Source organism: Luteibacter anthropi (assembly GCF_023699965.1).
Lineage (GTDB): Bacteria > Pseudomonadota > Gammaproteobacteria > Xanthomonadales > Rhodanobacteraceae > Luteibacter > Luteibacter anthropi.
Genome location: NZ_CP077072.1, coordinates 4,904,365 through 4,922,617 on the forward strand (window position 1 = coordinate 4,904,365; position 18,253 = coordinate 4,922,617).

At 63.6% G+C, this 18,253-nt stretch carries 19 protein-coding genes and 1 tRNA gene; 2 read left to right on the plus strand and 18 right to left on the minus strand.

The genetic code is table 11. The annotated features are described in order from the left end of the window. Positions 1-20: 20 nt before the first annotated feature. Together KR767_RS20995 and KR767_RS21000 are read left to right on the plus strand one after the other, a co-directional pair. A complete protein-coding gene (locus tag KR767_RS20995; protein ID WP_250877672.1) occupies positions 21-809 on the plus strand; it encodes an AraC family transcriptional regulator in 789 nt (262 codons plus the stop codon). 153 nt (positions 810-962) lie between these two features. Continuing rightward, entirely contained in the window at positions 963-1,301 is a 339-nt protein-coding gene (locus KR767_RS21000; protein ID WP_250877673.1) for a hypothetical protein, read from the plus strand. 329 nt (positions 1,302-1,630) lie between these two features. Here the strand turns inward: KR767_RS21000 and KR767_RS21005 are convergent, their stop codons facing one another. From KR767_RS21005 to KR767_RS21090, 18 genes are all read right to left on the minus strand, one after another. Beyond that, complete coding sequence (locus KR767_RS21005; protein WP_250877674.1) at positions 1,631-2,089, minus strand: YccF domain-containing protein; 459 nt, start codon at positions 2,087-2,089, stop codon at positions 1,631-1,633. Between the two features lie 149 nt (positions 2,090-2,238). Beyond that, positions 2,239-2,526: a hypothetical protein gene (locus KR767_RS21010; protein WP_166947066.1), complete on the minus strand. Its 288-nt coding sequence runs from the start codon at positions 2,524-2,526 to the stop codon at positions 2,239-2,241. 219 nt (positions 2,527-2,745) lie between these two features. Further along, positions 2,746-2,822: transfer RNA gene (locus tag KR767_RS21015), tRNA-Met, on the minus strand. 99 nt (positions 2,823-2,921) lie between these two features. Then, the gene (gene nuoN / locus KR767_RS21020; protein WP_166947067.1) at positions 2,922-4,382 is read right to left on the minus strand and encodes an NADH-quinone oxidoreductase subunit NuoN; all 1,461 of its coding nucleotides are present in this window, start codon (positions 4,380-4,382) and stop codon (positions 2,922-2,924) included. A gap of 14 nt (positions 4,383-4,396) precedes the next feature. Next, positions 4,397-5,908 carry an NADH-quinone oxidoreductase subunit M gene (locus KR767_RS21025; protein ID WP_250877675.1) on the minus strand — a complete coding sequence of 504 codons (1,512 nt, stop codon included), beginning with the start codon at positions 5,906-5,908 and terminating at the stop codon, positions 4,397-4,399. 14 nt (positions 5,909-5,922) lie between these two features. Further along, on the minus strand, positions 5,923-7,959 hold the full coding sequence (gene nuoL, locus KR767_RS21030; RefSeq protein ID WP_250877676.1) for an NADH-quinone oxidoreductase subunit L: 2,037 nt from the start codon (positions 7,957-7,959) through the stop codon (positions 5,923-5,925). A gap of 4 nt (positions 7,960-7,963) precedes the next feature. Next, positions 7,964-8,269, minus strand: coding sequence for an NADH-quinone oxidoreductase subunit NuoK (gene nuoK / locus KR767_RS21035; protein WP_166947070.1), 306 nt, complete (start codon positions 8,267-8,269; stop codon positions 7,964-7,966). After that, the gene (locus KR767_RS21040; RefSeq protein ID WP_166947071.1) at positions 8,266-8,922 is read right to left on the minus strand and encodes an NADH-quinone oxidoreductase subunit J; all 657 of its coding nucleotides are present in this window, start codon (positions 8,920-8,922) and stop codon (positions 8,266-8,268) included. The genes nuoK and KR767_RS21040 overlap by 4 nt, the downstream gene beginning before the upstream one ends. A 19-nt stretch (positions 8,923-8,941) precedes the next feature. After that, positions 8,942-9,433, minus strand: coding sequence for an NADH-quinone oxidoreductase subunit NuoI (nuoI, locus tag KR767_RS21045; RefSeq protein WP_166947072.1), 492 nt, complete (start codon positions 9,431-9,433; stop codon positions 8,942-8,944). Positions 9,434-9,439: 6 nt separating this feature from the next. Further along, positions 9,440-10,462 carry an NADH-quinone oxidoreductase subunit NuoH gene (gene nuoH / locus KR767_RS21050; protein ID WP_166947073.1) on the minus strand — a complete coding sequence of 341 codons (1,023 nt, stop codon included), beginning with the start codon at positions 10,460-10,462 and terminating at the stop codon, positions 9,440-9,442. 3 nt (positions 10,463-10,465) lie between these two features. Further along, entirely contained in the window at positions 10,466-12,781 is a 2,316-nt protein-coding gene (nuoG, locus tag KR767_RS21055) for an NADH-quinone oxidoreductase subunit NuoG (protein ID WP_250877677.1), read from the minus strand. Continuing rightward, complete coding sequence (gene nuoF / locus KR767_RS21060; RefSeq protein ID WP_166947075.1) at positions 12,778-14,121, minus strand: NADH-quinone oxidoreductase subunit NuoF; 1,344 nt, start codon at positions 14,119-14,121, stop codon at positions 12,778-12,780. Before nuoF ends, nuoG begins: the two co-directional genes overlap by 4 nt. A gap of 10 nt (positions 14,122-14,131) precedes the next feature. Further along, a complete protein-coding gene (nuoE, locus tag KR767_RS21065; protein ID WP_166947076.1) occupies positions 14,132-14,659 on the minus strand; it encodes an NADH-quinone oxidoreductase subunit NuoE in 528 nt (175 codons plus the stop codon). Positions 14,660-14,679: 20 nt separating this feature from the next. Then, a complete protein-coding gene (locus tag KR767_RS21070; protein WP_208392470.1) occupies positions 14,680-15,909 on the minus strand; it encodes an NADH-quinone oxidoreductase subunit D in 1,230 nt (409 codons plus the stop codon). A 27-nt stretch (positions 15,910-15,936) separates the two neighbouring features. Beyond that, entirely contained in the window at positions 15,937-16,665 is a 729-nt protein-coding gene (locus KR767_RS21075) for an NADH-quinone oxidoreductase subunit C (protein ID WP_166947078.1), read from the minus strand. Between the two features lie 12 nt (positions 16,666-16,677). Next, on the minus strand, positions 16,678-17,232 hold the full coding sequence (locus KR767_RS21080) for a NuoB/complex I 20 kDa subunit family protein (protein WP_166947079.1): 555 nt from the start codon (positions 17,230-17,232) through the stop codon (positions 16,678-16,680). Further along, on the minus strand, positions 17,223-17,579 hold the full coding sequence (locus KR767_RS21085; protein WP_166947080.1) for an NADH-quinone oxidoreductase subunit A: 357 nt from the start codon (positions 17,577-17,579) through the stop codon (positions 17,223-17,225). Before KR767_RS21085 ends, KR767_RS21080 begins: the two co-directional genes overlap by 10 nt. A gap of 303 nt (positions 17,580-17,882) precedes the next feature. After that, positions 17,883-18,236, minus strand: coding sequence for a PilZ domain-containing protein (locus KR767_RS21090; protein ID WP_166947081.1), 354 nt, complete (start codon positions 18,234-18,236; stop codon positions 17,883-17,885). Positions 18,237-18,253 lie beyond the last annotated feature (17 nt).

Genomic DNA, 18,253 nt, shown 5'->3' on the forward strand with positions numbered 1-18,253 from the left:
TTCACTATAGAATCCGGGCCATGCGTAACACCCTGCTCGATCCCTACGAAGATATTCCGCGAAGCATCGTAGCTACCGCCAACGACCATGCTTCCAATAGCACCTTCACGATGCACACCCATCGACGCGGCCAGTTCGCCTATGCGTCCCGTGGCAGCATCAGCGTGACGACCTCCCACGAGCGATGGCTGGTGCCGCCCGGGCGCGCATGCTGGATACCGTCGGGCGTAGCGCATGAAATGACCATGGCGGGCGTCGTGACCATGCTCAATATCTTCGTTGCGCAAGACGACGCGGATGCCGCCGGCATGCCAGGGCATTGCGAGATCTATGAAGTCTCGATGCTGCTCAGGCAACTGATCGAAGCGGCGATCGATTTGCCTGCGCTGTACGAGGCGGATAGCCGCGCCGGCAAGATCATGTCCTTGCTGATCGCAGAAATGGCTTCCATGCCTACCTTGCCCCTGCGCCTGCTGCTTCCCATGGACGCGCGACTTGCGCAAATCTGCCATCGTCTCTTCGCTGAACCATCCATCGCCATGATCATCGACCAGGTCGCCGGGGAAATCGGCATGAGTCGTCGCGCGTTCACCCGCAGGTTCCGTGAAGACACCGGCCTGAGTTTCGCGGCATGGCGCCAACAGGCCTGCCTGCTGGCGGCCATTGCCCGGCTGGCCGAAGGTCAGTCGGTCACCCGCATCGCATTTGACCTGGGCTACAGCAGTGCCAGCGCTTTCACCGCGGCCTTCCGCCAAGCCCATGGCGTGCCGCCCGGCCAGTACCTGGCCGCCCCCCACGAGCCTGAATGAGCACTGGCCCTTCGCCACCGCCCGGTTGCACTCGCAGGAAATCATGGTGTATCTGACCAGGACGCCCCGCCAGGAGTTTTGCCTGTGCCAAGGACCATTCGACCCTCGTTGCTCGCCCTCATTCCTTTCTTTTTAGCGCAAGGATGTCACGCCATGACCGGAGCCCCTGCTGCCGACGCCTTCAGGCCACAGCAATCAGCAAAAGACGCGAGGCAACAGCTCGACGGCTGGGTTCCTGCCTCCACGCCGCTTGCCGACGCCGTGAAGACGCTCCAGGCCCGTGGATTCACCTGCCAGGACGCACGCCCCGCGACGGCCGACATCCATTCCGCCATGCTCTGCACCCTGGCCCCGTCACCTACCCCAGAGCCTGCACAACGCGAAACCACCCCACCGACCCCCGTCCACTGGTTCGTCACCCTGAACTCAGCCGATGGCGCCACGGTAAGCGGCATTCTCGTTGGCCGCACGCCCAGGGATATGGGAGGCTGACATGGCAGATGGTCCACGCCTGGGCGGCCCCAGAATGACCTGAAGCGCTGGCGGATTCATCTCTTCAGAAAACACAGGCAAGAAAAAAGCGCTGACCGTGGTCAGCGCTTCTGATTAGTACTGGTGGCGGAGAACACAGTTCGGCCTTTACCTGCCCCATCGCCAGCGGGTTTACCCGCATCCAGCCGGGGTCAAAGAGTGCGCTCTCTTCTTGCCCGGTCGACGAGTATAGCAATCTGGCGTGTCCGCTGCCAGAGGCGACCTGCTACGGAAGGATCGATCCTGCCTTCCGGCCATGGGCCAAGGATGAATCGCCTACCGGGAAAACGTCAGGCGCCTCGCATTCTCGTCACGGTGGCCTCGGCATTCATCCGCCGCGACGCCGCTGCCACGTCTACGCTGACCACCGTCTTGCCGATGGGTGCCAGGGCGATGCCGGCGAGTTTCAGATGCTGCCAGCCGAACGGGATGCCGATGATCGTCACGCAGCAGGCCACGGCCGAACAGACGTGCCCAATCGCGAGCCAGATTCCGGCGAACACGAACCAGATAATGTTGCCGAGGGTGCCGAGCGGACTCGTACCGATGTCGCCCTGCCCCGAGAGTTCCCGCCGGTCGATGGCCTCCTTGCCGAACGGGAAGAAGGCGAACGACCCGATGACGAAGCAGGAGCGCGCCCAGGGGATGCCCACGATGGTGACGAGGGCCACCAGGCCGGCCAGCCACCAGCCCAGGCCCATGATCAAACCGCCAAAGATGAACCAGATGAGGTTTCCGATCGTTTTCATGAGCCGCTCCCTGTGAACCAGCCCATACATTAGACCGACGAAGATACGCGACAAAGTGCCAATGGTTGGCCCCGGGGCGACCCGGCAAAACCGGTGGCGGCAACGGGATTCGAACCTATTCCCGTTACCGCCCGTCCAGCGCCCGGGACTCAGCTATCCAGCAGCGTCGGGGCCGTACGCTTGTCCATCGGATTCATCTGCCTGGACTTCTTCGACGAGAGCTTGTCGATGGCACTGCCCAGGGAATCCTTCACGCCGAACGGCGTACACGTCGGGTTATTACACTTCCAGCAACTAGCAGTGGAGCCACCCGCCGCGACACACTTTTCGTAGGCAGCGACGCAGCCTGAGCAGAGTTGCATCGCCGATGCCGGGGTGGAGGTTGCGATACCAGCAACCATGAGTGCGAATGCGAAAGCGCTTGTGACGTACTTCATGTGCAATTCCTTCTGTGAATGAAATGACATTACTTGCCGTACGTGTCGGCCCCGCTGTACGCCCCGTAGTAAGGATTGTGATGTCACCCTGGAGCTGACCCGCTGGCCTATCGAACGTAGCTCGCCGAAAGCCCCGTGTCTGTAGGTGATGCCCTACAAGCCCCCGCTGATTGCAGACATAAAAAAACGGCGCGATCCGTAGATCACGCCGTTCAAAAATGGTAGCGGGGGTAGGATTCGAACCTACGACCTTCGGGTTATGAGCCCGACGAGCTGCCAGACTGCTCCACCCCGCATCAGATTCAAAAAGTATAGCCATGTGGCCGATTTCTTGCAAGTACTTTCTTACACCTTTGTGAAAAAAAGTACCGATATCCCTTCGGACATGCGCGGGCTCAGCCCGCGAACGCCCTCTGGCACCACGCGAACAGCGGTGCCCAGGTGAAGCCGAGCACCAGAAGCGCGAGTGCATTGATCGACAGTACCCAGCGCGATGCAACGTCCGGCGTGGCGCGCACTTCGACGGCCTCGTTCGGTGCATCGAAGTACATCACCTTTACGACGCGCAGGTAGTAGTAGAGGCCGATGATCGCGAACACGGCACCGACGATGGCGAGCCAGAGCATGCCGGCGTCCACGGCGGCCTTCAGTACCAGCAGCTTGCCGTAGAACCCGAACAGCGGCGGCACGCCGGCCAGCGAGAACATCACCAGCAGCATCATGAAGGCGAACCACGGCGAACGCTGGTTCAGGCCCTTGAGGTCGTCGACTTCTTCGCACTCGAAACCGGCGCGCGACAGGATGATGAGCATGCCGAACGCGGCGGCGCTGGTGAGCGCGTAGCTGACGGCATAGAACATCGAGGCCGAGTAGCCTTCCGGACCGGCGTTGACCAGGCCCAGCATCAGGTAACCCATGTGCGAGATGGTGGAATAAGCCAGCACGCGCTTGAGGTTAGTCTGCACCAGGGCGACGAGGTTACCGATGGCCAGCGAGATCACGGCCAGCACGGCCAGCATCAGCTGCCACTGCGGAGCGAGACCCGTGGTGCCGCCGGCGATGTCGCCCATGCCGGTAGACAGCAGGCGGTAGGCCATGCCGAACGCAGCCAGCTTCTGCGCCGAACCGATGAACACGGTGACGGCGGTCGGCGAGCCCTGGTAGACGTCCGGAATCCACATGTGGAACGGAGCGGCACCCAGCTTGAAGCCGATGCCGACGATCATGAAGACCAGGCCGAACAGCAGCAGGGTCTTCCACTCCGTGCCGACGATGGCGGCGTGGATGGTGTGCAGGTCGAGGCTGTGGGTAGCGCCGTAGACCATCGACATGCCGTACAGCAGCATGCCCGAGGCCAGTGCACCCAGCACGAAGTACTTGATGGCCGCTTCCGACGACAGGCTCGAATCGCGATTCAGCGCGACCAGGGCGTACGACGAGAGGGTCAGCAGTTCGAGGCCCAGGTACACGGTGACCAGGCTGCCGGCCGACACCAGGAACATGATGCCGACGGAAGCGAAGATCGTGAGCGTGTAGAACTCACCGAACGGAATCGCCCTGTCCTTCAGGTAGGGGCGTGCGTAGATGAAGATCACCGCGGTGACCAGCAGCGAGAACAGCTTCAGCACCTCGGACACGCCATCACGGATGAACATGCCGTTGAAGGCGGTGGCGCCGCCGGCCGGCTGGCCGCTCACCACGAGATAGGCGCCAACGAGGAGCACGAGGACCGACAGCCAGTGCACGGCATCCTTCTGCGACGGCTTCAGGAAGGCGTCGAGCAGGAGCAGTACGCAGGCTGCGACCACGAGGTACACCTCGGGGAGCAGGGTTACGATGTCATTGATACCAGGCATGGAGTAATTCCCGCTCAGACTTTCGAAATGGCCAGCTGCTCGACAATGCGAGAGACCGACGCATCCATCAGATGGACCAGCGGCTCCGGCCAGATGCCGAACAGCAGCACACCGGCAGCGAACGCGGAGAGCATGAAGATTTCACGACCGTTGACGTCGGTGAGTTCCTTCACGTGCGGGTTGGTGATGTCGCCCCACAGCACGCGCTTGACCATCCACAAGGTGTAGGCGGCGCCGATGATGAGGGTGAAGGCAGCGAACAGTGCGATCCACGGATTGGCCGAGAACGCGGCCAGGATCACCATGAACTCGCCCACGAAACCGCTGGTGCCCGGCAGGCCGCTGTTGGCCATGGCGAACAGCACGTAGAACGGGGCGAAGATCGGCATCACGTTGATGACGCCGCCGTAGTCCTTGATCTGGCGGGAGTGCAGGCGGTCGTAGAGCACGCCGATGCAGCTGAACATCGCGCCGGAAATGAAGCCGTGCGAGATCATCTGGACCATTGCACCCTGCATGCCCAGGCGGGCCGCATCCGGGTTGTTCGATTCACGCACCAGCATGAAGGCGATGAAGATACCCAGCGTGACGAAACCCATGTGGGCAATCGACGAATAGGCCACCAGCTTCTTCATGTCCTGCTGGACCAGCGCGATGTAGCCGATGTAGCAGACCGCGATGAGCGAGAGGGCGATGATCAGCCAGGCGAACTGGTGCGAGGCGTCCGGCGTGATCGGCAGGCTGAAGCGCAGGAAGCCGTAGCCACCGATCTTCAGCATCACCGCCGCCAGCACCACCGAACCACCGGTGGGCGCTTCCACGTGGGCGTCCGGCAGCCAGGTGTGCACCGGCACCATCGGCACCTTCACCGCGAAGGCGATCAGGAAGGCGAAGAACAGCCAGCTCTGCTCGGTGAGCGTCAGGTGCACGTTGGCCATGTCGGCCAGGGCGAAGCTGCCGCCGGTCTTGTGGTACAGGTACAGCAGGCCGACCAGCATGAAGATCGAGCCGAAGAACGTGTAGATGAAGAACTTCAGCGTCGCGTACACGCGGCGCGGACCACCCCAGATACCGATGATGATGAACATCGGGATCAGCATGGCTTCGAAGAACACGTAGAACAGCAGTGCGTCCGTCGCGCAGAACACGCCGATCATCAGGCCTTCCAGGATCAGCATCGCGGCCATGTACTGGTGCGGCTTGTTCTGGATGACCTCCCAGGCACCCACGATCACGAGGATCTGGGTGAAGGTGGTCAGGATGATCAGTGCGACGGAGATGCCATCGACGGCCAGCGAGTAGTTGATGCCCAGCGACGGGATCCAGCTCAGCGATTCGCTGAGCTGAAGCGTGCCGGTGGTGGCATCGTAGGCAGGCAGGAGGGCCAGACTGGCGGCGAACGTGGCGACCGCCACCAGCAGCGAGATCCAGCGGGCGAGGCCTGGGCGACCGGAGCCGGCCAGCAGCACCGGGATGGCACCGACGACCGGGAGCCAGATCAACAGGCTGAGCAAGTGATTCGACATATAGCTCGTTTCCCTTATTGCCCGATCAGCCAGTACCCGCCCAGGAGCAGGATGAGGCCGAGGATCATGGCGAACGCGTAATGGAAGAGGAATCCGGACTGCAGGTGGCGCACGCCACCGGCGATGCGGCGGACCAGACCCGCCGAGCCGTTGACCATGGCGCCGTCGATGATGGCGGTATCGCCCACCTTCGACAGGCCCTGGCCCAGCTTGACGCCGCCCTTCGCGAACACCGCGAAGTAGAGTTCATCGATCCAGTACTTGTGGTTGAGCAGTTCGTAGATCGGCTTGAGGGCCGTCTTCGCCTTGTCCGCAACCTTCGGGTTGAACAGGTAGATGTACGTGGCGACGGCGAAGCCGGCGAAGGCGATCCAGAACGGAGCCGCGGTGAAGCCGTGGATACCGGCTTCCAGCGCGCCGTGGAACTCGTGCGCCAGTTCGCCCAGCACGTCATTCTTCTCGTCGACGTGGATGGCCTTGCCGAACCAGTGGTCGTACAGCATCGGCTTGACGGTGAACCAGCCGATCACGATGGAGGGGATCGACAGCAGCAGTAGCGGAACGGTGACGACCCACGGCGATTCATGCGGCGCATGTTCCAGCACACCCGGGGTGTGGTGACCATGGTCGTCGTCGTGGTGATCGTCATGGCCGTGGCCATGCTTCTTGTGCTCTACCGTGAAGCGCTCCTTGCCATGGAAGGTCATGTAGAGCAGGCGGAAGCTGTAGAACGAGGTGACGAACACGCCGGCCAGCACGCAGAAGTAAGCGTAGCTGGCGCCCCAGCGATGGGACTCACCCACCGCCTCGATGATGGCGTCCTTCGAGTAGAAGCCCGAGAAGAACGGGGTGCCGGCCAGGGCCAGCGAACCGATCCACATCGTGATCCAGGTGATCGGCATGTACTTGCGCAGGCCGCCCATGTAGCGCATGTCCTGCTCGTGGTGCATGCCCATGATGACCGAGCCGGCGCCGAGGAACAGCAGGGCCTTGAAGAAGGCGTGGGTCATCAGGTGGAACACGGCGCCGCTATAGGCGGACACGCCGAGCGCGACGGTCATGTAGCCCAGCTGCGAGAGCGTGGAGTACGCGATGACGCGCTTGATGTCGTTCTGCACGATACCGATGAGGCCGGTGAACAGTGCCGTGGTGGAACCGATGACCAGGATGAACGACAGCGCGGTGTCGCTCAGCTCGAAGATCGGCGACATGCGGGCGACCATGAAGATACCCGCGGTCACCATGGTGGCCGCGTGGATCAGCGCCGAGATCGGCGTGGGGCCTTCCATCGAATCAGGCAGCCACACGTGCAGCGGCACCTGGGCCGACTTGCCCATGGCACCGATGAACAGCAGGATGCCGATCACGGTGGCAGCGTCCCAGGCGTGGTTCTGGGTGATCTGCAGGGTCTTGCCCACCAGCTCCGGCGCATGGTCGAAGGCGGTCTGGTAATCGAGCGTGCCCAGGAAGAACAGGATCGCCGAGATACCCAGCAGGAAACCGAAGTCACCCACGCGGTTGACCAGGAAGGCCTTGAGGTTGGCGAAGATCGCCGTCGGGCGCTTGTACCAGAAGCCGATCAGCAGGTACGACACCAGGCCCACCGCTTCCCAGCCGAAGAACAGCTGCATGAAGTTGTTGCTCATGACGAGCATCAGCATCGAGAAGGTGAAGAGCGAGATGTAGCTGAAGAAACGCTGGTAGCCCGGGTCTTCCGCCATGTAGCCGATGGTGTACAGATGCACCAGCAACGACACGAAGGTGACCACCACCATCATCATGGCGGTGAGGCGGTCGATCATGAAGCCGACCGACGCATGGAAGCGGCCGATCTCGAACCAGGTGTAGATGTCCTGGTTGAAGTTCTGCGCCCCGGCGAAGACCAGCTGGTAGAGCACGTAGAAGGACAGGCCGCAGGCGATCGCGACACCGAGGATGGTGGCGGTATGCGCCCCTGCCCGGCCGATCACCTTGCCGAAAAGGCCGGCAAGGATCGAACCCGCGAGGGGCGCGAGTGCGATCGTCAGGAGGATTGAAAGCGAGAGACTCATCGGATCAACCCTTCATGCTGTCGATTTCGGCGACGTTGATCGTGCTGCGGTTACGGAACAGCAGGACCAGGATCGCCAGGCCGATGGCGGATTCCGCCGCGGCCACGGTGAGGATGAAGAACACGAACACCTGGCCCGACACGTCGCCGAAGAAGCGCGAGAAGGCCACGAAGTTGGTGTTCACCGCGAGGAGCATCAGCTCGATCGCCATGAGCAGCACGATCACGTTCTTGCGGTTGATGAACAGGCCGGCGACGGCAATGCAAAACAGGACCGCGCCGAGCACGATGTAATGGGAAAGCGTGATCACTTGGCGTTCTCCTGCGTCGGTTCGGCGGGTGCCGGGGCCGGTACGACCGAGGCCATCTGGGTCGAGGCGACCTTCACCACGCGGACGCGGTCGGTGGCCTTGACGATGACCTGCTGCGAAGCGGACTGGTGACGCACGCCCACGCGCTGACGCAGGGTCAGGGCCACGGCGGCGACGATACCCACGGTGAGGATCAGCGCGGCGATTTCGAACGGCAGCAGGAACTCGGTGTAGAGGGCACGGCCCAGCCACGCCACGTTCGAGTCACCGGCCGGGTTCGGACCGAGCGTGTGGGCATGCATCGCCTTCACGCCGATCATCGCCAGCATTTCCACCAGCATGACGCCCGCCACGATGATGCCCACCGGCAGGTACCGGATGAAGCCTTCGCGCACGTTCTCCTGCTTGATGTCGAGCATCATGACCACGAACAGGAACAGCACCATCACCGCGCCGACGTAGACGACGACGAGGGCGATGGCAAGGAACTCCGCTTCCGCCAGCAGCCAGACGCAGGCCATGCTGAAGAAGGTCAGCACCAGGGACAGCACGGCATGGACCGTGTTGCGCACCGAGATGACCATCAGGCTGGCGATGACCGCCACGCCGCCGAAGAGGTAGAAACAGATGAGTTGGAGCAGATCGGTATTCATCGCATAGGTCTCCGGGCGCTCAGCGGTAAGCCGCGTCCTGCGCGCGGGCGGCAGCGATGTCCTGCTCGAAGCGGTCACCGATGGCCAGCAGCTGGCCCTTGGTCACCACGTTCTCGCCACGATGTTCGAAGTGGTACTCGTGCACGTGCGTCTCGACGATGGAGTCGACCGGGCAGCTCTCTTCGCAGAAACCGCAGAAGATGCACTTGAACAGGTCGATGTCGTAGCGCGTGGTGCGACGCTGGCCGTCTTCCGGGCGCGGGGCCGAGTCGATGGTGATGGCCAGTGCCGGGCACACCGCTTCGCACAGCTTGCAGGCAATGCAGCGCTCTTCGCCGTTGGCGTAGCGGCGCAGGGCGTGCAGACCACGGAAGCGGTTCGACTTGGGGATGTGCTCCATCGGGTAGCGCATCGTGTACTTGGGGCTGACCATGTAACGCATGGTCAGGCCCATGCCCTTGAACAGCTCAAGGAGCAGGAGGCTCTTGAAATAATGAATGACGCGGGACATGGCTCTTTAGGCTCCCGTTCCGATGTGGACCCAGCCGAAATACTTCATGCAGCCGGCAACGAGGACCCAGACGATGGTGATGGGAATGAAGACCTTCCAGCCGAGGCGCATGATCTGGTCGTAGCGGTAGCGCGGGAAGCTGGCGCGGAACCACAGGAACAGGAAGGCGAAGAGGAAGACCTTGGCGAACAGCCAGTGGAAGCCACCGTGGCCGATGAGGCCCCAGCTTTCCGGGAACGGCGACAGCCAGCCGCCCATGAACAGGATCGAGGTCAGGAAGCTGACCAGGATCATGTTGGCGTACTCGGCCAGGAAGAACAGCGCGAACGGCGAGCCGGAGTATTCCACGTGGAAACCGGCAACGATTTCGGATTCGCCTTCCGCCACGTCGAACGGAGCGCGGTTGGTTTCCGCCACGCCCGACACGAAGTAGATGACGAACACCGGCAGCAGCGGAATCCAGTACCAGCTGAGGGCACTGCCGGCCTGTGCTTCGACGATCGCCGAGAGATTGAGGCTACCCGTGAGCACCAGCACGCAGACGATGGACATGCCCATCGACAGTTCGTACGAGATCACCTGCGCTGCCGCACGCATCGCACCGAGCATGGCGTAGCGCGAGTTGGACGACCAGCCGGCGAGGATGATGCCGTACACGCCCATCGAGGTCATGGCCAGCAGGTAGAGCACGCCCGCATTGAGGTTGGCGAGCACCACGCCCGGGCTGAAGGGCACCACTGCCCAGGCCGCCAGCGCGGGCACGAGGGCCAGCAGCGGAGCCAGGTAGTAGAGCGCCTTGTTCGCGTTGGTCGGGAGCACCACTTCCTTCAGAAGCAGCTTCACGACGTCGGCGAAGGCCTGGAGCAGACCCGCGGGACCGACCTTGTTGGGTCCCATGCGGACGTGCATCCAGCCCAGCACCTTGCGCTCCCACCAGACGTACAGTGCCACGCCGATAACGAGCGGCAGCACGATCGCCAGGATGAAGAGCACCGGCAGCAAGATGTGGTCGAAGAGTTGATCGGCCATGGTTTACGCCTTGCTCAGGGTGATGGCCGCGCCGTACGGGGGCAGCATCGCGGTTTCGGAATGCGCGGCTTCGATCCACGCGGCGCCCGCAGGCACCGAGGCATCGATGGCCACCGGCAGGATCGTGTCGCCGACGCGGGCGTTGCCGCCCTCCGCCAGACCGAGCTTGCCGGCCTCTTCCGCATTGATGCGGACAGCGGCGGCGCGGTTGAGCGGATGCGAGTTCAGTGCACCGGCGCGACGCAGCACCGCGTCGCCGCGGTAGATCGGCGTGGTGGCCAGGCGCGAGAACGACACACCGGAAGCGCGCGACGCGACCTGCGTACGGGATTCCGTAGCGCGTTCGGTCAGGCCATCACGCAGGCCGGCAAGGTCGTCGAACTCGAAACCGGAGACGCCGAGCAGGCCGCCCAGTGCACGCAGGACCTTCCAGCCCTGGCGCGCATCGCCCGGAGCCTTCGCGCCGGCACCCACCACCTGGGCGGTGCCTTCGACGTTGACCAGCGTGCCGTCCAGTTCCGGCGTCAGGGCGATCGGCAGGATGACATCCGCCGAATCCTTGAGGGCGTCGCTGGCGTAGGCGGCGAACGCCACCACGGTCTGCGCCGAGTGCATCGCCTGCTGCGCGAGTGCGCCATCGGCGAAGTCGTGCGGCGGCTCCACGTTGTAGAGGATGTAACCCTTGCGCGGCTGGGCCAGCATGGCGCGGGCATCGAGACCACCGGCGGAGGGCAGCACGCCCACCGACGACAGGCCGATGGCGTTGGCACCGACCGGCAGCTCGTTGAAGGCAGCACCGGCCGCCTGCGCGATGAAGCGGGCAATGGCACGCAGCCAGGAGGCTTCCGGATGGGTGACCGCGGCGTGGCCGAGGATCACCACCGAGCCGTCGCCCGCGATGCCCTTGAAGGCGTCGCGGTAAGCATCGTTCGTTTCGGCGCCGTTGACGGCAGCAGCGATCGATTCCGGCAGTGTCGCACCGTTCTCGGCGGCAGCCTTGGCCAGCTTCAGCAGTTCGTCGACCAGTGCATGCGGCGCGGCCACGGCTTCACCGGCCAACGGATAGTTGAAGCGGAAGTGCGCCGGGTTCACGGCATACACCTTGGCGCCCTTCTTCACCGCCTGACGGATGCGGTGGTTGAGCAGCGGCACTTCGTGGCGCAGGTCGGAACCGACCAGCAGCGCCGACTTCACCTTGTCGAACGAGGCGATCGTCGAGGCAAAGGGCTTGGCGAAGGCGTTGTCCGCGAAGTCGAGCTGACGCAGGCGGTGATCGACGTGGGCGCTGCCCAGGCCACGGGCGAGACGGACGAGCAGTTCGCCCTCCTCGTTCGACGTGGCGCCGTGGACCAGCACGCCGAGGTCGCTGCCGGACACGCTCTTGAGCGCTTCCTTCGCGACGGATAGGGCGTCGTCCCAGGTCGTGGTGGCCCACTGGCCGTTGCGCTTGACCATCGGTGCCTTGACGCGATCTGCCGCGTAGAGGCCCTGGTGGCTGTAGCGGTCACGGTCGGACAGCCAGCACTCGTTGATGGTTTCGTTGTCGCGCGGCACGTTGCGGAGCACTTCGCCACGGCGGGTGTGCATCCACAGGTTCGAGCCCAGCGCGTCGTGGTAGGCGACGGACGGGCGCGCGATCAGTTCCCAGGCGCGGGCCTGGAACTGGAACGGCTTGTTGGTGAGCGCGCCGACCGGGCAGACGTCGATGATGTTCCCCGACAGTTCGCTCTCGATCGTCTTGCCGATGTAGGTGCCGATCTCGAGGTTTTCACCGCGGCTCATGCCACCCAGTTCGTACGTGCCGGCGATCTCGCTGGTGAAGCGGACGCAGCGCGTGCACTGGATGCAGCGGGTCATCTCGGTGGCGATCAGGGGGCCGAGGTTCTCGTCGGCCACCGTGCGCTTGCGCTCGACGTAGCGGGACACCGAACGACCGTAGCCGAGCGAGATGTCCTGCAGTTCGCACTCGCCGCCCTGGTCGCAGATGGGGCAGTCGAGCGGGTGGTTGATGAGCAGGAACTCCATCACGTTGCGCTGCGACTTGAGCGCCTTGTCCGAACGCGTGAAGACCTTCATGCCCTCGCCCACCGGCGTGGCGCAGGCCGGCGCCGGCTTGGGCATCTTCTCGATTTCCACCAGGCACATGCGGCAGTTGGCGGCGATCGGAAGCTTGCGGTGGTAGCAGAAGCGCGGGATGGCAATGCCGACGGCGTCGGCCGCCTGGATGATCATCGACCCCTTGGCTACCTGCACCGGAACGCCATCGATCTCGACATTGACGAGATCCGGCGCGGCATTGGCTACGGGCTGCGCACTCATGCAGCGACTCCAGTGGTGACCGTGTCAGCCGGACCGTCGACGATCGAACGGCCATGCTCCACGTAGTATTCGAATTCGTGCCAGAAGTGGTGCAGGAAGCCCTGCACCGGCCAGGCGGCCGCTTCGCCGAAGGCACAGATGGTGTGGCCTTCGATCTGACCGGCCACGGCCTTCAGGCGGTGCAGGTCATCCTGCGTGCCCTTGCCTTCCACGATGCGCGACAGCACGCGGTACATCCAGCCGGTGCCTTCGCGGCACGGGGTGCACTGGCCGCACGATTCGGCCTTGTAGAAACGCGAGATGCGATGGCAGGCGCGGACCATGCAGGTCTTCTCGTCCATCACGATCACGGCACCCGAACCCAGACCCGAACCCGCCTTCTGCAGCGAATCGTAGTCCATGGTGCATTCCATGATCTTCTCGGCCGGCAACACCTTCATCGAGGAGCCGCCCGGGATGACCGCCTTCAGCGTGTGGCCGTTGCGAACGCCACCCGCCATTTCCAGCAGGTCGGCGAACGAGGTGCCGAGCTTGATCTCGAAGTTGCCCGGGTTGTTCACGTGGCCGGAGACCGAGAAGATCTTCGGGCCGCCGTTGTTGGGCTTGCCGATGTTGAGGAACCACTCCGCGCCGTTACGCAGGATCGCCGGCACCGACGCGTAGGTTTCGGTGTTGTTGATCGTGGTCGGGCGGCCGTACAGGCCGAAACCGGCCGGGAACGGCGGCTTGAAGCGCGGCTGGCCCTTCTTGCCTTCGAGCGATTCCATCAGAGCGGTTTCTTCGCCGCAGATGTAGGCGCCGGCGCCGAGGGCGTTGTAGATGTCCACGTCCACGCCGGAGCCGAGGACGTTCTTGCCCAGCAGGCCGGCCGCGTAGGCTTCCTTCAGGGCTTCCTCGATGTGCTCGAACGGCTCGTGGTGGAACTCGCCACGCATGTAGTTGTAGGCAACCGTAGAGCCCGTGCAGTAGCACGCGATCGCCAGGCCTTCCAGCACGGAGTGCGGGTTGAAGCGCAGGATGTCGCGGTCCTTGCAGGTGCCCGGCTCGGATTCGTCCGAGTTGCAGAGGATGTACTTCTGGCCCGGCGCGTTGCGCGGCATGAACGACCACTTCAGGCCGGTCGGGAAGCCGGCGCCGCCGCGGCCACGCAGCGAGCTCTTCTTGATTTCTTCGATGATGTCGGCCGGATCGGGCTTCTCTGCGAGGATTTTCTTCCACGCCTTCCAGCCGTCGACCTTTTCGTAGCTTTCGAGCGACCAGGGCTTCTCGAAATGCAGGGTCGTATAGACGACCTGGTGTTCCTTGGGAGCGGGTCCGACCGGACCGGTGGTGCTAGCCATTGCCCTTACCTCACTTCAGACCGTCGAGGATCGCGTCGAGCTTTTCGGCCGTCAGCTTCTCGTGGTAATGACCGTTGACGACCATCATCGGACCGCCCGCACACGCGGCCAGGCATTCCTCTTCCTGCTTGAGGTAGATGCGGCCGTCGGCGGTGCTTTCGCCGGTCTTGATGCCCAGCTTCTTCTCGCAGTGGCGAACGAGGCCTTCGGCACCGTTGAGCCAGCACGAGATGTTGGTGCAGATGGCGACGTTGTTGCGGCCGACGGGCGAGGTCTCGAACATCGAGTAGAAGCTCGCGACTTCGTAGGCCCAGATCGGCGGCAGGTCGAGGTACTTCGCGACCGCCGTGATCAGTTCGTCCGTGAGGTAACCCTGGTTCTGTTCCTGCGCCGCCATGAGCGACTGGATCAGTGCCGAACGCTTGCGGTCCGGCGGGAACTTGGACACCCAGTGATCGACGTGGGCGCGCGTGTGATCGTTGAGCACGACGAGAGGATCGACGTCCTTCACCTGCTCGAAATGACCGGTGGCTTTCATGATTCTTTTACTCCGTCGACTTAGCGGTCGACTTCGCCGAAGACGAGATCGTAGGTGCCGATCATCGCGACGACGTCGGCGAGCATGTGGCCCCGTACGAAAGCATCCATCGAGGACAGGTGCGCGAAGCCCGGCGCGCGCAGGTGCACGCGGAACGGCTTGTTGGCACCGTCGGAAACGAGGTAGCAGCCGAATTCACCCTTCGGCGCTTCGACGGCGGCGTAGGTTTCGCCGGCGGGAACGCCATAGCCCTCGGTGAAGAGCTTGAAGTGGTGGATCAGCGCTTCCATGTCGTTTTTCATCTCGACACGGCTGGGCGGGGCGACCTTGTAGTTCTGCACCATCACCGGGCCCGGGTTGGCCTTCAGCCAATCCACGCACTGGCGGATAATGCGGTTGGCCTGGCGCATCTCTTCGACGCGGACCAGGTAACGGTCGTAGCAGTCACCGTTGACGCCGACGGGGATGTCGAAGTCCATCTTGTCGTAGGCGGCGTAGGGCTGCTTCTTGCGAAGATCCCATGCGATGCCCGAACCGCGCAGCATGGCGCCGGTCATGCCCCAGGCCTGTGCCTTCTCGGGGTCGACGATGCCAATGCCCACCGTACGCTGCTTCCAGATACGGTTGTTGGTGAGCAGCAGTTCGTATTCGTCGACGCGCTTGGGGAAGTCGTTCGTGAACTCGGTGAGGTAGTCGAGCATCGAGCCTTCGCGCCAGGCGTTCAGGCGCTTGAGGTCGCTGCCCTTGTGCCACGGCGACTCGCGATACTTCGACATCTGCTCCGGCAGGTCGCGATACACGCCGCCCGGACGGTAGTAGGTGGCGTGCATGCGCGCGCCCGACACGGCCTCGTAGACGTCCATGAGCTCTTCGCGCTCACGGAAGGCGTACAGGAACACCGCCATGGCGCCCAGATCGAGCGCATTGGAGCCCACCCACATGAGGTGGTTCAGGATGCGGGTGATCTCGTCGAACATCGTGCGGATGTACTGCGCACGGATGGGGGCCTCGATGCCGAGCAGGTTTTCGATGGCGCGCACGTAGGCGTGCTCGTTGCACATCATCGAAACGTAGTCGAGACGGTCCATGTAACCGATCGACTGGTTGAACGGCTTGGACTCGGCGAGCTTTTCGGTACCACGGTGCAGCAGGCCCACGTGCGGATCGGCACGGACGATGGTCTCGCCGTCCATTTCCAGCACGAGGCGCAGCACGCCGTGCGCAGCAGGATGCTGCGGACCGAAGTTCATCGTGTAATTGCGGATTTCTTCCACGGCTTAGTTCTCCCGCCAGCGGTCGGCGGCTTCCGCCCTGGCCTGATCGAGGTCGGCATCGTTGCGGATCGTGCGCGGCACAAGCACGCGCGGCTCGATCGAGACCGGTTCGTAGACCACACGCTTCTGCTCGGCGTCGTAGCGGACTTCGACGTTGCCGATGAGCGGGAAGTCCTTGCGGAACGGGTGGCCGACGAAACCGTAGTCGGTAAGGATGCGGCGAAGGTCCGGGTGGCCTTCGAAGATGATGCCGTACAGGTCGAATGCTTCGCGCTCGAACCAGTCGGCGCCCGGCCAGATCGACGTGACCGACGGCACCACCGGGAACGCGTCGTCTTCGCAGAACACGCGCACGCGGATGCGCTGGTTCAGCTCGATCGACAGCAGGTGGATCACGGCGGCGAAGCGACGCGGCTGCTCGACGTGGCGCGGACGGTCCGCCCACGTAAAGCGGCCCACGGCCTCACCTTCGACGCCACGCGAGAAGCTCTCGCCGTGGGCAGTGTCGGTATCCCACTCGGTCTGGCCGTAGCTGAGGTAGTCGATGCCGCAGGTGTCGATGTAGACGGTGAAACGGAAGCCGGCCTCGTCGCGCAGCGCGGTGGCTACGGACACGAGGTCGCGCGGGGCGACCTCGGCGGTGACTTCGTTGCGCTCGACCTTCACGGTAAGCATGTCGCCAAAACGCGCGGCGAGGCGTTCGACCAGCGAGGTCTCGTTGTTAACGCTCATGAGGCAGCCCTGTTAGCGCGCGATCGTGTGGGTGCGACGGATCTTCGCCTGCAACTGCAGGATGCCGTGGATCAGCGCTTCGGCCGTCGGCGGGCAACCCGGCACGTAGATGTCGACCGGAACGATGCGGTCGCAGCCGCGCACGACCGAATAGGAATAGTGGTAGTAGCCGCCGCCGTTGGCGCACGAGCCCATCGAGATGACCCACTTCGGCTCGGGCATCTGGTCGTAGACCTTGCGCAGCGCGGGGGCCATCTTGTTGACCAGCGTGCCGGCCACGATCATCACGTCGGACTGGCGGGGGCTGGGACGGAACACGACGCCGAAGCGGTCGAGGTCGAGGCGCGCCGCACCGGCGTGCATCATTTCCACCGCGCAGCAGGCCAGGCCGAAGGTCATCGGCCACATGGAACCCGTGCGTGCCCAGTTCATCAGCGCATCGACGCTGGTGACGCCGAAACCGCGCTGCGGCAGCGGGGCGTCGCCATTCGGACGGATGATGTCGTCGACGAGGTTGAGCGGTGCCGGGTTGTGCATCACCCGGTCGATGGTGGTCATCACTCCCATTCGAGCGCTCCCTTCTTCCAGACGTAAGCGAAACCGACCACGAGCAGCGCGAGGAACAGCGCCATCTCGATCAGCGCGATGGCGCCGATCTTGTCGAACACCACCGCCCACGGAAACAGGAAGGCGATTTCGAGGTCGAAGATGATGAAGAGGATGGCGATCAGGTAGTAGCGCACGTCGAACTTCATGCGCGCGTCCTCGAAGGCCTCGAAGCCGCACTCGTAGGGCGAGAGCTTCGCGGCGTCCGGACGACGGGGGCCGGCGAGCATGCCGAGCACCATCAGGACGATACCGAGACCGGTGGCCACGGCGATGAACAACAGGACGGGCCAATATTGGGCAAGCACGATGCTGCGTACCTCCGCGCCTCGCTGGGCGCATCAGTGACCGTCGACGGGGACGAGCGGTCCGGCTAGGGGCGCCGAAGCTTTTTTCGAATCGATCCAAATGGATCGGTCCGTGCCGACGCGACAAGCGCGCCAACGACTTCGGAGATCCTCAATCTCACGTTGGGGAACCGATCTATTGTACCAGTGCGTGCAGGTATGGCGACAAGTCTTAATGGGAGAAAAACCTGCATCTAATTGGTGCAAATGCGAGTGCTTCCCATCGCGATCTTCGGACATCCGGACAGGCCGGCCGCCCGGGCCTCACATGGTCTGGGTCGGGCGTTCCGAATTGAGCGAGCCCGCGAGCAGGCCTTCGATCCGCTGCCGGGCCGCCTCGCTCTCGGGCGACTCGTTGAACTGGATGCCCACGCCGGCCGTGCGATTTCCCTGAGCCCCCACCGGGGTGATCCAGACCACCTTGCCAGCGACCGACAGGCGCTCGCTCTCGTCGATCAGGGTGACCAGCAGGGCCACCTCGTCGCCGAGGTTGTAACGCTGGGCGGTGGGCGCAAACAGGCCGCCGTTCTTCAGGAACGGCATGTACGAGATGTACAGCGAGTTCACGTCTTTGATCTTGAGCGACAGGATGCCCTGGCGCGGCGCGGCGGCGTTCATCAGGGGGTCCCCTTCCA